Raw genomic sequence first — 14,705 nt, 5'->3', positions numbered from 1 at the left:
ATGTGGGGCTTCGCAACTGGCAGTTCACGCGATCGGTTTCACGTCTACGGACCAGCGCCAACCCGGCTTCAAGACCAATCTCCCGATATCTCCCCCGGTCATGTTCAGAACCTCGGCCTGTCCATTCGGGAATTCTCGAACTTCGTCCGCCGAGGTGAATGAGCGATGCTCAACGGTGGTCATGATTGACCCACTAGATGCGGTGCAGTGACGGTCTGGGAAAGGCAGATGGTGTTTCCTTCGCTGTCTTTGAACCAGGCAGCGCGCTCGGTTCCGACGAGAGCGACTCCGTCTTCGGTCTTGAGTCCGGGGAAGTCATACTCTTCGAACGCGACACCGCGTGACCGGAGCTCGGCCATATCCTGGTCAAGCTGGCTGGATGACAGACCCATCTGCGTGCTGGTCGCTGTACCTGCGGACGGCGTCTCATAGAGCTGGAAAAGGTACCCCGACGGCCCCGAGTACGAGAGCATCCCGGGTTTCTCCATGGTTGGCTCGAGACCCAGAATGTCCCGGTAGAACTTACGCGCGCGCTCCAGATCATGGACTGGTAGAACGGTGTAGATCGAAAGTTGACCCAACATGGCGTGCCTCACATCCCGATTCTGGGCCGCCGCACTCGGTCGACGGCGACCTCGTGCCGACATTATAGCTCTGGGTTCACCAATTGACCAAGGATTTAGCGATCGTCATGGCCAGCGATTCCGTCCACGAGCGATGAAGGCATAGAGTCGGAGAAATGGACTGGCTTGCCGAGCTGTTACCCACGATCGTCGCCGTGGCAACTCTCGCATCCCTGGCTGTGGCGGTACTTTCCGTCGCGCAGGTTCCGCGGGCGACTGCGCCGATCAGGGCCATCCTGCGCGGTGCGCTCCAACTCGCCGCCCTGAGCGTCGTACTCAGCGGCATCATCGCCAATCCCGTGTGGGTCGCGCTCGGACTCGTCATCATGTTCTTCGCCGCGGTGCTCACGGCTTCGCGGCGCATTGCTGCGAACAGCATTCACGCAAGCAACATCCACACAAGCAGCATCCAGACAAGCACCATCCAGACAGGCAGCATCAGCGCGAACCATCAGCAAGTCGTGTCGGTCGCCATCGCCATGCTCACCGGCAACATCGTGGTGCTTGTGATCGTCTTCGCGACGGGTGCCATCGAGTTCTCGCCACGGTACGCCCTGGCGATCGGCGGAATCGTCATCGGCAACACCATGAGCATCGCCTCGCTCAGCGGCCGCGGCTTTCACACCTCGGTGCGCGATCATTGGGATGAGGTCGAAGGCTGGCTCGCCCTCGGTGCCCGGCCCATCGAGTCGACCCGCCAGTTGGCCCGAACAGCGATCTACTCGGCCCTGGTGCCCACGATCGACCAGACACGGACCACGGGAATCGTCGTGCTGCCCGGCGCATTCGTCGGAGCGATCTTCGGGGGCGCCTCACCGCTTGAGGCCGGCCGATTTCAGATCGTCGTGCTGGCGGGCATCCTCGCCGCGGGAACCCTCACCTCCGTCATATTGCTGCGGCTGATCGGCGCCGTGGCACTGAAACCCGAAGCCGAGACATTCGGACGCCGCGGAACAGTCGACTGAATCACGCAGTCATGCTCCGACGGCATGCCCACAGCTCGGGCAGAAGTGTGCGTCAGGCTTGTTCTTCGCGCCGCAGTTGGAGCAGTACATGAATTCGGAAACCGCCGTGTTCGACTCCGCCGTGTTCGACTCGGCCGTGATCGACTCCGCCGGAAGCGGAGAGCCGGGCGACTCGTCAGTTCGAGCATCCGTTGGGTTGGGTTTGAAGCCGACGGCGGTTGCAGAATTCGATGCGTCAGAGGAGGGGGCCACAGCTGGGACCTGCGGTGCCGCAGGCAAGGGTTCGGCAAGTGTAGGGTACACAGCAGTCGTCGGAGCCATTGCGGGCGCAGCCTGATACGTGGCAGGCGGTGCGGGCTCAGTGGCATACGCACCCGTTGGCGCTGCAGCATATGCTGTCGCGGCAGGCGGGTAGTGAGCCGGTTGCTGGGCGCCCGCACCTGTGAAGTCGGTACCGGTGACGCCTGAGGGCGACGCTGCAGCGTTCCTGCGCCGCCGACCGCGGAGGAGCACGAGGAGCACGACGACCACGAGAACAATGACGAGCACTATGACTGCCCCGACGATCAGCCAGATTACCCACCCGTTTGTGTTTTCCTGCGGGTACGCGGCGATGGCCTTGCTCTGATACTGCTGGGCTATGGCGTTGCTCGGTTGACGCGTGACAACATTCCCGAGGTCCGTCGCCGCGGCGTGGTACTGGCCGTTGAAGTACTCGTTCAGGCCCTTGCGGTAGCTCTGGTCGATATCGCTCAGGGTGTTCTTGACCCCGTTTCTGGCCAGCATCGCGGCAATCGTGTCTTGCGCCGTGGCGAAGTTCAGTTGCTGCGTGTCGTTCGACGGGCCGAAGCTGACCGTTCCGACGACGTCACCCTGGCCGTTGACCACGGGGCCACCGCTCATACCCGGGCTCATCGTGATACCGATCTGCGTGAATGGCCCTCCTGCGGTCTGCTGCCGGCCGCTCACTTCACCCTTGGAGAACGTGGGTTGCGGATTGCCACTCACGAGCGCTGTGACATTGCCGGGGTACCCGATCGCGTTGACCGTCTGCCCCGTCGTCGGCTGGTTCGCGGAGACCAGAAGTACAGGCAGCGGTGAAGTGGTGTCGATCTTGAAGAGGGCGGTGTCACCCTGGCTTATTGGCCGATCGTCCACCAGCACACCCGCGTAGCCGGCGGCATTGCTGCCGGTGATACTGATGGCCGGGTAGACCTGCATCGCAAGCTCGGGCGATGAACCGGTTGTCTGGCCCTCCACCGGCCAGTTGGCCTCGGCACCACCACTGATGAACGAAGTGACATCGGCGTCGGTGATCGTGCCCTTCGCCACCTCGTTGGCCAGGAACTGGTCGACAATCGCCGACTTTCCTTCGGCCACATCTGCACAATGGCCTGCAGTCACAATGTAACCGTCGGGGCTAGCCACAAATCCGCTGCAACTGAAGCCCGCGTCTATCTGGTCAGACCACGAGTACGATCCATCCGCCGTGGGATAGTTCACAAACCCCGTCCACGTTCCGCTGAGGTAGACGGTTCCGGCATCGCCGATCGCGGCGATCTGTTCCTGGGGCAGATCAGTGCCCGTATCGGCGCTGGCCGTAGCCACTCCGGTCCCGAGCAATACAGTCACTGTGATCAGACCCCCCACGAGAAAACCCGCCACGGGCCTGGAACTTTCTGCTGGTCGCCTGCCGTGCCAGCGACGCACACCACGATCACCCCGTGATGGTACTGAAATCTGTGCGGAACCCGTCTGGGACATGATTTGTCCTCATCCCCACCATCCAAGCTCTGACGACGACAGAGTCGGATGGCAGATGGTCCTCGGCGTCGCGGATACGATCAGTGGCGCCACAGTACCAACATGCTGGCAGTCGCGGAATCCCCCATTGGGGGAAAAGGCTGGCTTCCAACCATCGCCGTGACCATCGCTTTCGCTTCCGCTTTCGCTTTCGCTTTCGCCCAGCGACATATATCGTTGAGTATCGTTCGTCGTCCAGCCCGTCGTTTCCGGATGCCCGGTGAACGATCTTCAATTGGTTCGAAAAGGAGCTCATCATGACTGGTTCGTTCACGTCAGGCAGATTCGTCGGCGCCATCAACACCGACGGCGTGTGGGAGGCGATGGAACAGTTGCGCACGACATTCGACAAGCGCGTAGGAACACGCGTCGGTCGGGGCGACGTTCGCGAGGCAGTGCTGGCGCTGCTAGCGGAACAGCCGATGCACGGCTACCAGATCATCCATGAAATCGAGGAGCGCAGCGGCGGCCGCTGGAAGCCGAGCGCTGGTTCGGTGTATCCCACACTCCAGTTGCTGTCAGACGAGGGTCTCATCGAGGCAACTGAGTCGAACGGCCGCAAGACGTACACACTTACCGACGCTGGCCGCGAGAAAGTCGCCGCCAGCGATTCGACGACGTTCGGAGCGAACGAATCGACCGAGTCGAAAGACGGCCACCGGTTCACGGCTTTGCCCAAAGCTGGCGTCGAACTCGCACAGGCTGCAGCACAGGTGGGGCGCACGGGTTCACCTGAGCAGGTCAAACAAGCGGTGGCGGTACTGGAAGATGCGCGCCGACGGCTCTACGCGATCCTCGCCCAGGATTGACGGGGGTGCCGCCTGATAGTCAGGACCTGAAACATTCGATTCCCGGTGCCCGTGCAGGTCGCGCTCGCTACAGGCGCATATTGCGGTTCGCAGGCTGGAACCTCGCTGTCACGTGGTGGTACGAACTATTCCTCCCCCGCATCGGACTCACCAGCATCGCCGAGCGCACGCGGTCGAAACGCATGCGCCGTTTCGCGCAGCGGTTCCACGTGCTCGCTGTAGACCTTGGCGGGTTGATGATCAAGGTCGGGCAATTCATGTCCTCTCGACTCGATGTGCTGCCTCCGGAGATCACGAAGGAACTCGAGGGCCTACAAGACGAAGTACCACCTGTTCCGTTCTTGGCTATCCGCGCGCTCGCTGAGGCGGAGCTTGGCGTGTCGCTGGATCGTGCCTTCGCAATGGTCGACGAGACCCCGGTCGCCGCAGCGTCGCTCGGGCAGGCCCACCGGGCGATTCTCGGCCCACTCGATTCCGCCGACACCGGACTCCGCGGCGTCGTTCTGAAAGTGCAGCGCCCCGGAATCGACACCATCATCGAAGTCGACCTGGCGGCACTCCGCAGGGTCGGCGGGTGGCTCAACCATGTCCGACTCATTTCTGACCGGGTCGATATGCCCGCACTGGTCGAGGAGTTCGCGCAGACGAGCCTCGAGGAGATCGACTACCTGCACGAGGCCACGAGCTCCGAGCGTTTCGCCGCGGACTTCGAAGGCGACGATCGGGTGAGCGTGCCCGCAGTCGTCTGGGAACGCACCACACGGCGCGTCCTCACACTGGAAGACGTCACTGCGATTAAGATCACCGATACCGATGCCCTGATCGCGGCCGGCATCGACCCCGCAGAAGTGGCTCCCGTCTTCGCTGCGGTCATGTTCGACCAGCTGTTCACAAATGGGTTCTTCCACGCCGACCCTCACCCAGGTAACATCTTCGTCACGCCTGTGGACAAGACGGTGAATATCCCCGCAAACTCTCCTGCAGACTCACCTGCTAGTTCACCCGCAGACTTACCTGCAAGTTCTCCTGCAGGTGCCCCCGCAGCTGGCTTTCGCCCGTGGAAACTGACCTTCATCGACTTCGGCATGATGGGCGAGGTTCCGAGCAACACGCGAAGCGGCCTGCGAAAGATGCTGATTGCCGCGGCGTCCCGCGACGGCAAGGGCCTGGTGGATGCCGTCCGTGACGTGGGTGTGCTTCTCCCCTCCGCCGATACCACCGAGCTCGAGAAGGCGATGACCCAGCTCTTCGCCCGCTTCGGCGGCATGGGATTCGCCGAACTGCGCGAAGTGGATCCGCGGGAGTTCCGCGCCTTCGCCGAACAATTCAGCGACGTCGTTCGAACGCTGCCGGTCCAGCTTCCGGAGAACTTCCTGCTGATCATCCGGGCGATGTCGCTGGTCTCCGGCGTCTGCAGCGCGCTCAACCCCGCATTCAACCTCTGGGACTCCGTCGAGCCCTACGCCGCGAAGCTTCTGCGCGACGAAGGCGGAAACGTCGTGAAGGATTTCGCGAAGCAGGCCCTCGAGACCGCCGGAATCGCAGTACGCCTCCCGAAACGGCTCGACTCCCTCATCACCCGCTTCGAAGACGGCACCGTGGCAGTTTCGAGCCCTGCGCTCGAGAAGCGCGTCGCTCGATTGGAGCGCACGGCTCGAAGGCTGATCTCAGCACTGTTGTTCGGTGCTCTCGTGATCGCCGGAGCCGTGCTCCACGCCAGCGACGCGGTACTCGGTACCGTGCTCCTGGTCGGGTCGATCATCCCGCTGCTGCATGCCCTGCTCGCAGGTCGACGCGAACGCTGACGCCGTCATTCCTTAGCCATCGCTCCTCATCTGCCGAAGTCACACGGTTGCGGATGCAGAGCTGCGGAGCCAGAGTTGAGGAGACAGTGACGGGACGAGGAGACAGTGACAGGATGAGGAGACAGTGACAGAAGCAGCGTCAGAAGCAGTGAAGGGCCCGGCGAGCTACTTTCCGTCGATCGAGAAGAAGTACGGGCATCCGATGCAGTACTGGTTCGATCTGGTGGAACACGCTCCTGCTTCCAAACACATGGAGATCGTCACGTGGCTCAAGACCGAACACGGCATGGGACACGGGCACGCCAATGCCGTCGTCGGCTACGTCAGGTCGTTGCCTGGGAGTGAACCTCGGAGCGGGTGACACTTGATCTCTCCCCCACGCGCCGGAGTACCATTCAGTGAAATGCTGCCGAACCGCGTCCTCTGACGGCGTCCACAAGGATCGGGAGGACTTCCAGCGAAGGAGTGCTCATGGCCGGTCGATTCGTCTACTGGATGAATGTCTCGCTCGATCTCTTCATCGACAGTAAGACAGGCGAACACAACGACCTCGAAGGCCCCAAGTGGGTTCGTCTGAGCGAACAGTTGCACCTCGAGTTCAACTCCCGTGCCCGCGCTCTTTCGATGATGGTGCAGGGCCGGGTCGTCTACGAGATGATGGATCCGTTCTGGCCCGATGCGCGCACAGACGAATCGCTTCCTGCCTACGCCCGTGAATTCGGCGAAATCTGGACAAGTATGCCCAAAGTGCTCGTCTCGCGCACCCGTACGACGGCTGGGCACAACACTCGCATCATCGGCGGGGTTGGCGGCGTCGGTGCCGGTAACGGTGATGGCGACAGTCGCGGTGGCGGTGCCGGTGCCGGTGATGGCGCTGGTGGCGAGAGTGGTCCCGGCGTGGCCGGCAACGCGATCGCACAGCTCGCCGAGCTGCGTCAGCAGACGGAGGGAGACATCGGCATTGGCGGAGCGACTCTCGCGACGCAACTGCTGCAGGCCAACCTTCTCGATGAGTTGCTGCTTTTCACTCACCCGGTTGTTCTGGGAGTCGGCAGGCCGCTCTTCGACACGCTGGACCAGCCCCTCGCCGAACCCCTCCAGCTCGACCTCCTCGAACAGCGCAGTTTCGACCTCGGCGTGACGATGCATCGTTACGCAATTCGCAGAGTCTGATGCCTGGAATAGGCTGACAGACCCCAGTGAAGCCGACCGCCCCGCTCGGCTGGGTCGGCAACACAATGATCAGGCGGGAGGTACGGGCATTGCCGCTACTCCGCCCGGTCATCGAAGGCCTGGGCCAATCTGGTTCGGGACTTCGTCACGGGCATCCACCGACGATGCTTTGGGTCAATCCAGGGTGGTGCCTTGAGATGGGGCACGCCCGCGTGCATTCGGATCTCCCACCCCGAGTGATCGATGGTTCGGTGATGAAACCAGCACAACAACACGCCGTTGTCGGTGTGTGTCGGCCCTCCGTCGGCAAATTCGTCGACATGGTGGATCTCGCACCACGAAGCGGGCACCCGGCAGCCCGGAATCACGCAGCCGCCGTCACGAAGAGTGATTGCGCGACGCTGCCGGCCGTCGAAACACCGTTGCTCGGCACCCAAGCGGACTATGCGACCCTCGTCTGAAAGCACGACACGCTGCACACCACCGGAACACACCAGCTGGCGAACGGTACGGCCTGACACCGGGACGTCACTGCCTTCGATCCACCCAACCCCGGCGCCAGTTACGAGGTCGGACTCGCGAACACTGACCACAACGGACGCCGGTGCCCCGCCGATCGACGGGGTGTCTGCTGAGCGACTCGCACTGTCGAGGATCGAGAGGAAAACATCGTGTTGTTTCTGAACTCGCGACCTGTCGTCGGCAACAACAGTAAATTCTCCTGCTGCGATGGATTCTGCGTCTGCAGTATTGGCATCTGCTGTGTCGGCAGCATCAGTTGTATCAACACCCGTGGCAGCGACACCCGTGGCAGCGGCACATGCGGAATCGGCTGTCACTGCGTCGGTCGTCACTGCGTCGGTCGTCACTGCGTCGGTCGGGAAAGCGACCGCACTCGTCACAGGAGACAGATAGGCGTCGAACATTCTCTGCAACCGAGCAGCGGCCTCGGGCAGTAACACTCCGGAGAGCGGCACACCCGCAAAAGTCGCTCGACCCAGTTTGAGCGACCGATGGCACATAGCGCGCTCTTCGTCGGGTTCGACACCGTCGGGATCGATGACCAGGCGCCACACCGCAGCCTGCAACCGGAGATCATCGGCCATAGCCGGCACCGGACACTCCACGCTCGACCCGAGCGCTGCTGCCACCAACTCAACCTCGGCAGCATCGACGGCAATCTGATCTGCTCGCAACGAAGGAACAGACAGCCCATTCACGATGACGCTGGCAGCATCAAGGCAGACGTCGGCATTCTCAAGCGCTGAACCGAGGATCGAAAACCGGGCAGGCAAGGTCTGACCGGTCATCGATATCGCCGGCCGTACAGCCTCGCCCACCCGAACAAGCCTGGTTGCTGTCGCGGAGGACACACGGGTGATGCGCTGCAGCAGCTCGGCGGCGTTTCTGCACCCCTTACGTGCACTCAGGCGTTCGCCACCCAGTTGCGGGCGCGACCGATCGCCGATCTCCCCGGCGAGAGCGACCTCGATGGAATCGCAAGCCTGTCTGACCTCGGCCGCTGCCGCTGCAACACGCAGCAGTTCGTCATCGGCCAACGACACTACCGTCAACGACACCGCAGTCAGCGACCCTGCATTCGACGACCCTGCATTCAGCGACCCTGCATTCAGCGACCCCGGAGCAAGAGACCCTGCAGCAGGTGACCCCGCAGTCGACGAACCCGCAGTCGACGAACCGGCACTGAGACTCTCGCGACAGCGCCTCAGCAGCACGCAGGCGGCTTCGAGATCAGCGGTCAGCTGCTCTTCTCGCCTGTATGAATGAGGTTCGTTCATGAATCAATTTTCGCACATATGTTCGAGTAATTCTCACCATGTCGGCCCTTTTTCTGAATCTGTGGAGAACTTCGGCCCGACCTCCACTGTGCACTGGTGGCATGATCGTGCGATGAGCGATGTCGAAGTCACGCGCCTGGTCCGCGGCGATGAGGCACGTGCCGCGCGCACGTTCGCGATGATGGCCGCCGTGTTCGAAGAACCCAGCGATCCACTCGAGGATTCCTACCTCAACAACCTTCTGCGAAGTGATTCCTTCTGGGCAATCGCCGCATTCCTGGGCTCCGACGTGATCGGCGGCCTCACTGCTCACACGGTTCCCCTGACGCGAACTGCCCAGTCCGAGGTGTTCGTCTACGACCTGGCCGTGCACCACGAACACCGGCGACAGGGCATCGCAGCACGCTTGCTACACGAATTGCGCGTGACGGCAGCCCTCGAAGGCATTTACGACATCTTCGTCGTGGCCGACAACGACGATGTGGGCGCCCTCGACTTCTACCGGACACAGGAGGGCACAGGCACGCCCGTCACAATGTTCAGCTTTACAGAACCGCGAGCATCCTGAGCCCGTTGCTTCAGCCGCGCGAGCGCTCAGCCGCATCGCGCAGCAACCTCCCTCCCCCACCGCGACAGCAATACCAGCCTCCAGCATCCACCACATCCAGCACATCCAGCATCAGCAGCAGCCACCCCCTGCCATCTGCCATCGGCAGCCGACCACCGCAGCCAACCGCCGCAGCAAGCCACAGCCACCATTCGGACTACACCGCTAGCGTCGCAGTATGAAACGCGGCCCGATCGTCCCTGAGGTACCGAACCCCGGCCAGGAGTCCGTCTGGGACTACCCGCGGCCGCCCCGAGTCGAACCCTCCACCGAGCGAATCGTCATCGTCTTTGGCGGAGAGACGATCGTCGACACGACTGATTCGGTTCGTGTGCTCGAAACCAGCCATCCGCCCGTCTACTACCTGCCGAGGGTTGCGTTTCGCCCAGGTTCCCTGTCGGATGCCCGTGGCCAGTCATTCTGCGAGTTCAAGGGTCTGGCCGGGTACCTGTCGGTGCACGGTGGTTCGCAGACTGCCCCGAACGCGGCCTGGTACTACCCCGACCCAGCGCCGGGCTACGAGTCGCTCGCCAGCCGGGTCGCTGTGTACCCTTCGGCTATGCAGGAGTGCACCGTCGACGGCGAGGTCGTGACCAGCCAGGATGGTGACTTCTACGGCGGCTGGATCACCTCCCGCGTCGTCGGCCCGTTCAAGGGAGCACCGGGCACCCTCGGCTGGTAGTAAACCCCCAACCCGGAATCCTTCGACGATCGTGGCAGCCTGCGCCGAATCGCCCACTCCCGAAGATCGTGCATCGGGAACCGCCCTACCCTATTCGGACACTATAGGTATATGGGGGCAAGCGAATCAGACGAGCGGCAGGTGCTCGAGCGCGTGAACGCGGGCGACGCCGACGCATTCGGGGTGCTCTTCGACCTGCATCACGATCGCGTGTTCCGTCACGCCCTGCGCCTGACCGCCTCGGTGCACGATGCTGAAGATGTGACCGCGGTCGTCTTCCTCGAGGCATGGCGGCGGCGGGATTCGATGCGAGTGACCGACGGTTCGATCATCCCGTGGCTGCTGGTGACGACCAACTTCGTGTTCCGTAACTTCAGCCGATCATCCCGCCGCTACCGTGTCGCTCTCGAACACCTCCCGCTCCCTCAGGACACGCCCGATGACGCCGACGCGATCGACGAGCGACTCGATCTGGATGCCCGTCGGGCCGCTCTCAGACAGGCCCTCGCCCAGCTCCCCCGCCGCGACCAGGACGTCATCACACTGTGCCTCCTCGAAGAGCTCAGCACCGCTGAGGCCGCCGCGGCGCTGGGCATCGCCCAAGGAACAGTGAAGTCTCGCCTTTCCCGCGCCCGGGCACGGCTGACGGCACTCGTGCACGAACCAGCCACCACTCCGACGGGAGGAGAACGATGAACGACGAACCGACTTTCGACCCGAGGCGCAAGAGTGCGATTCGCGAGCTGGTCGTGACGACGGCTCGGGCATCGACTTCGGCATCGACTTCGACGTCGCGACAGGCCCGCGGCAAGCGCGTCGCCGTGATCGCGGCCTTGGTCGTGCTGGCGGTCAGCCTTTCAGGCGGTGTCGCCTACGCGCTCGGCACCGGTCTGTTCGCGCCGAACCCGGTTGTCAGTGCTGCGCCGACGACCAGTGAAACTCCGACGCCTGCCTCGGCCACGCCGAGTCCGATATTCACGCCGACCTCTACGTCGTCTACGCCCATCGTCGATGCCGCCGATCCCAGCACGTGGATCATCGGTTTCGATGGCGTCGGCCCGGTGAAGCTCGGGTCGACTCTCGAGAAACAACGCCGGACACTCCCCGCGTTCACCGACATCACCGATCCGTTGTGCGTCGGCGGATATCTGGAACTCCAGGCACTCACCGGCTTCGGACTCCTTTTTGTGAGCGGGGTTGATCAACCGACCAGTACTGCAGCAATCACATTCGCCACCGGCGGCACAAGGGTCACCGACAATCGGTCGACCACGCCAAAGACGACCGCGGGGATCGGCATCGATTCGACGAAAGAGGAACTGCTCGCGGCCTACCCGGGAATCGAGAAGACAGGGACGTACCAGAGCGACGACTACCCCTTTTACGGTCTCACCGATGGCAAAGGCGGGTGGATCGTCTTCGGCCTCCTCGACGACAAGGTCATCAGGATCCAAGTGGCCAACGAAGCGGTTATGCCTATCGAGAACGGCAGCGTGAAGACGATGCCCTCCGAGCGCTGCCCGGCCTGAGCCAACCCGAGCATCCCGCTCACCAGCGCTCCCCCAAAAAGCCCGATCGCTCAAACAGAAGGCCCTACATCCCCGCAGAAAAGGGGAAGTAGGGCCTTCGAGCCGAGTACCCCCAGAGGGACTCGAACCCTCACTGTGTCGATTTTAAGTCGACTGCCTCTGCCGATTGGGCTATGGGGGCAACCTGTGAAGGCTACTCTTTCGAGACGGCTCCACCAACGGCGACAGGCGCTCCGGCGGGTGCAGGATGCCCGGCAGGAGCAGCGGCGACCGCGGGCCGGGGGCGCGAGGCGAACTCTTCGAACGCCGCGCGCGGGTGAACGCGGGCTTCGAACGAGACGATGTCTCGGCCGAGGAAGAAGTTGTTCACCCAGCCCCAGATGACGCGGAACTTGCGCTCCCAGCTCGGCATGGCCAGGCCGTGGTACCCACGGTGCATGAACCAGGCCGGAAGGCCGGTGATGCCGATCTTGCCGGACTGGAAGGCACCGACACCGAGTCCGAGGCCGGCGACGGCGCCCGCGTTCTTGTGGAAGTAGTCCTTGACGTCTTCGCCACGCAGTTCGGCGACGAGGTTCTTCGCGAGCTGCTTGCCCTGGCGCACGGCGTGCTGGGCGTTCGGCACGCAGAAGCCACCGACTCCTCCGCCGGAGAGGTCGGGCACGGCTGAGACGTCACCAGCACCCCACGCATCGGCGACTACACCGTCATCGTTGATGACACGGAGGTCGGGCTGCAGGCGCAGGCGACCACGCTCTTCGATCGGGAGGTCGGTGTTCTTGAGCATGGGGCTGGCCATGACGCCGGCAGTCCAGACGATCAGATCGGATTCGAAGCTGTCACCGGTCGAGAGTTCGATGACCCCGCCGACGGCCGACTTGAGCTGCGTCTCGAGGTGGATCTCTGCGCCACGCTCTGCAAGATTCTGGATGACCCAGCCCGCCGTCTTCAGCGAGACCTCGGGCATGATTCGGCCCATTGCCTCGATCAGGTGGAAGTGCGTGTCTTCGAACGCGAGCTCGGGATACTTGTCGAGCAGTGCGCTGGCGAAGGAACGCATCTCTGCGAAGATCTCGATGCCGGCGAAGCCGCCACCGACGACGACGAACGTGAGCAGACGGTCGCGCTCGGGGCCTTCTGGCAGCTGCGAGGCCTTGTCGAAGTTGGTGAGGATGCGGTCACGAATGGCCGTGGCCTCTTCGATGGTCTTGAGGCCGATCGCCTCATCGGCAACACCCGGGATCGGGAAAGTGCGCGAAACGGAGCCGGCGGTGACGACGATCGTGTCGTATTCGAGTTCGTACGGCTCGCCGGCATTCGGGACGACGGTCACGACCTTGTCGGCGTGGGTGATCTTCTCGACCTTGCCCGCGATGATCTTCGTCTTCTTCAAATGACGACGGAGCGAGACGACGGCATGACGCGGCTCGATCGACCCGGATGCGACCTCGGGTAGGAAGGGCTGGTACGTCATATAGGGAAGCGGGTCGACAATCGTGACCTCGGCTTCGCCGGAACGCAGCGACTTCTCGAGCTTCCAGGCGGTATAGAAACCGGCGTAGCCGCCGCCGACGATCAGGATTTTGGGCACAGTAAAGGATCTCCTCAGTGAAGGTTCAGCCATTAGGCTACTACCTCCGCAGCGTGCGCCGGGACGGTTGGGAAGGGGTGCAGCTGCGGAGCTGTTCATTGGCCCGCACTGGCCTCTCTATACAGAATACTCCATGCATTGGCATATAAGCGGAGACCAGTCGCTTTTTGCCAACGCGAGGTCGCCGATCGGGTTGACTCCGGGGCCTGCGGCGAGCGCGTGGGCGGCGAGGGCGTGCAGGCATTTGACTCGTACCGGCATGCCCCCTGCGGAGATTCCAGCGATCTCATCGACCACCGCGATACTCTCGCGATTGGCGATGTACTGCTCATGTGCGGCCTGGTACTGGGAACGAATCTCATCGTCGGTCGCAAGGAGGTCCTGCAGCACGGGCATCACCTGAGTGGCCTCGAGGCCGGACATCGCCGCCGTCGCCGCGGGGTGGCTCAGGTAGTACAAGGTCGGAAACGGCGTGTTGTCATCGAGCCGTGGTGCTGTCGCCACCACCGTCGGCGCACCGCACACGCACCGCGCGGCGATCCCGAGCACATTGCGGGCCGGGCGCCCGAGCTGGGCCGAGACCGTAGCGATGTCTTTTGTGCTGGCCGGGTCGAAAGGAGGTGTTGTCATTTGGATGTTCCGTTGTTAGTACCCGTGTCAGCGCCGACGCTCGCGCCGAGTTGCTCGGGAGTCTGGTTGCTCAGCCCGGCGGTCATTCCTGACGCGAACAGTGACGCCAGCCAGTTTGTGTCGGTCGACTGGATGCTCGTACTCACCGGTGCCGCGGCCGCACCGCCCGTCGTGGTCGTGTCGTTCAGAATGAGAAAGCTCGTTTCTCCCGGCATGACGAAATACAGGCGATCACGGGCCAGCGCGCGAACATAGGCCGGGTCGCTCCATCTCGCGACGTCGGCGTTCAGCTCGGTGTTCTTCACCTGCGCCTGCTGGACCTGGCTCTGCAGGTCGGCGATCTGCTGCCGCTGCTCGAAGAAGGCACGCGCTCCGGGAGCCACGACGACGACGAACAGCACAAGCACGATGAGCATGAGTACGGTGAATCCAGATAACCGGATGCTGCGCAACCAGTTCGTCGAACCGGCCACACTGGCGGCCCCGGAAGTCACTCTGGTTGACGCGCCAGCGGTACTGGTGCCAGGGCCGCTTGAGGCACCGGTGACGCCCCTTGTCTTTCGCGGCTTGCCGGCGGCGGGCGAGGTGGACCGCGCTCCGAGAATGGGGGGCCGCATTGTGTGTACCTCGCTTTCGCTGGTTGAGTAACAGGTTTCGCCGCTACTCAACCAGCGACATCAACTACCGAT

15 protein-coding genes and 1 tRNA gene are annotated in these 14,705 nt (G+C 63.0%); 9 read left to right on the top strand and 7 right to left on the bottom strand.

The annotated features are described in order from the left end of the window. Positions 1 to 179 precede the first annotated feature (179 nt). Complete coding sequence (locus JOE66_RS06350; RefSeq protein ID WP_205107778.1) at positions 180 to 584, bottom strand: VOC family protein; 405 nt, start codon at positions 582 to 584, stop codon at positions 180 to 182. A 155-nt stretch (positions 585 to 739) separates the two neighbouring features. Between JOE66_RS06350 and JOE66_RS06345 the strand changes: the two genes are divergently transcribed. Continuing rightward, positions 740 to 1,588, top strand: coding sequence for an ABC transporter permease (locus tag JOE66_RS06345; RefSeq protein ID WP_205107776.1), 849 nt, complete (start codon positions 740 to 742; stop codon positions 1,586 to 1,588). A 9-nt stretch (positions 1,589 to 1,597) separates the two neighbouring features. Here the strand turns inward: JOE66_RS06345 and JOE66_RS06340 are convergent, their stop codons facing one another. Then, the gene (locus JOE66_RS06340; RefSeq protein WP_205107774.1) at positions 1,598 to 3,220 is read right to left on the bottom strand and encodes a trypsin-like peptidase domain-containing protein; all 1,623 of its coding nucleotides are present in this window, start codon (positions 3,218 to 3,220) and stop codon (positions 1,598 to 1,600) included. A gap of 428 nt (positions 3,221 to 3,648) precedes the next feature. Here JOE66_RS06340 and JOE66_RS06335 point away from each other — a divergent pair, with 428 nt between their 5' ends. From JOE66_RS06335 to JOE66_RS06320, 4 genes are all read left to right on the top strand, one after another. Continuing rightward, entirely contained in the window at positions 3,649 to 4,200 is a 552-nt protein-coding gene (locus JOE66_RS06335) for a PadR family transcriptional regulator (protein WP_205107772.1), read from the top strand. Continuing rightward, positions 4,197 to 6,005 carry an ABC1 kinase family protein gene (locus JOE66_RS06330; RefSeq protein ID WP_372435479.1) on the top strand — a complete coding sequence of 603 codons (1,809 nt, stop codon included), beginning with the start codon at positions 4,197 to 4,199 and terminating at the stop codon, positions 6,003 to 6,005. The genes JOE66_RS06335 and JOE66_RS06330 overlap by 4 nt, the downstream gene beginning before the upstream one ends. A 124-nt stretch (positions 6,006 to 6,129) precedes the next feature. Continuing rightward, positions 6,130 to 6,366 (top strand): DUF4287 domain-containing protein, encoded by a 237-nt coding sequence (locus JOE66_RS06325; protein WP_205107768.1) that lies wholly within the window; start codon positions 6,130 to 6,132, stop codon positions 6,364 to 6,366. Positions 6,367 to 6,476: 110 nt separating this feature from the next. Further along, entirely contained in the window at positions 6,477 to 7,178 is a 702-nt protein-coding gene (locus JOE66_RS06320) for a dihydrofolate reductase family protein (protein ID WP_205107766.1), read from the top strand. Between the two features lie 95 nt (positions 7,179 to 7,273). On the opposite strand, the gene JOE66_RS06315 is transcribed toward JOE66_RS06320, so the two are convergent. Next, positions 7,274 to 8,977 (bottom strand): HNH endonuclease signature motif containing protein, encoded by a 1,704-nt coding sequence (locus JOE66_RS06315; RefSeq protein WP_205107764.1) that lies wholly within the window; start codon positions 8,975 to 8,977, stop codon positions 7,274 to 7,276. Between the two features lie 112 nt (positions 8,978 to 9,089). On the opposite strand from JOE66_RS06315, the gene JOE66_RS06310 reads away from it, so the two are divergent. The 4 genes from JOE66_RS06310 to JOE66_RS06295 all read left to right on the top strand — a co-directional run bounded on the left by JOE66_RS06310 (position 9,090) and on the right by JOE66_RS06295 (position 11,795). Further along, positions 9,090 to 9,545 carry a GNAT family N-acetyltransferase gene (locus JOE66_RS06310; RefSeq protein WP_205107763.1) on the top strand — a complete coding sequence of 152 codons (456 nt, stop codon included), beginning with the start codon at positions 9,090 to 9,092 and terminating at the stop codon, positions 9,543 to 9,545. Between the two features lie 217 nt (positions 9,546 to 9,762). Further along, the gene (locus JOE66_RS06305; protein WP_205107760.1) at positions 9,763 to 10,266 is read left to right on the top strand and encodes a DUF427 domain-containing protein; all 504 of its coding nucleotides are present in this window, start codon (positions 9,763 to 9,765) and stop codon (positions 10,264 to 10,266) included. Between the two features lie 111 nt (positions 10,267 to 10,377). Then, a complete protein-coding gene (locus JOE66_RS06300; protein ID WP_205107758.1) occupies positions 10,378 to 10,962 on the top strand; it encodes an RNA polymerase sigma factor in 585 nt (194 codons plus the stop codon). Beyond that, a complete protein-coding gene (locus JOE66_RS06295; RefSeq protein WP_205107756.1) occupies positions 10,959 to 11,795 on the top strand; it encodes a hypothetical protein in 837 nt (278 codons plus the stop codon). The genes JOE66_RS06300 and JOE66_RS06295 overlap by 4 nt, the downstream gene beginning before the upstream one ends. Positions 11,796 to 11,902: 107 nt before the next feature. Here JOE66_RS06295 and JOE66_RS06290 read toward each other — a convergent pair. From JOE66_RS06290 to JOE66_RS06275, 4 genes are all read right to left on the bottom strand, one after another. Next, positions 11,903 to 11,976 (bottom strand) — tRNA-Leu (locus tag JOE66_RS06290). Between the two features lie 12 nt (positions 11,977 to 11,988). Then, complete coding sequence (locus JOE66_RS06285) at positions 11,989 to 13,386, bottom strand: NAD(P)/FAD-dependent oxidoreductase (protein WP_205107754.1); 1,398 nt, start codon at positions 13,384 to 13,386, stop codon at positions 11,989 to 11,991. A 117-nt stretch (positions 13,387 to 13,503) separates the two neighbouring features. Continuing rightward, positions 13,504 to 14,016 carry a DUF501 domain-containing protein gene (locus tag JOE66_RS06280; protein WP_205107751.1) on the bottom strand — a complete coding sequence of 171 codons (513 nt, stop codon included), beginning with the start codon at positions 14,014 to 14,016 and terminating at the stop codon, positions 13,504 to 13,506. Continuing rightward, complete coding sequence (locus JOE66_RS06275; RefSeq protein ID WP_205107750.1) at positions 14,013 to 14,633, bottom strand: FtsB family cell division protein; 621 nt, start codon at positions 14,631 to 14,633, stop codon at positions 14,013 to 14,015. Before JOE66_RS06275 ends, JOE66_RS06280 begins: the two co-directional genes overlap by 4 nt. Positions 14,634 to 14,705: the final 72 nt, after the last annotated feature.

It is taken from the genome of Subtercola frigoramans (assembly GCF_016907385.1).
In the GTDB taxonomy this organism is placed as follows: Bacteria; Actinomycetota; Actinomycetes; order Actinomycetales; family Microbacteriaceae; genus Subtercola; species Subtercola frigoramans.
This window is presented reverse-complemented; position numbering and strand designations above follow the sequence as displayed.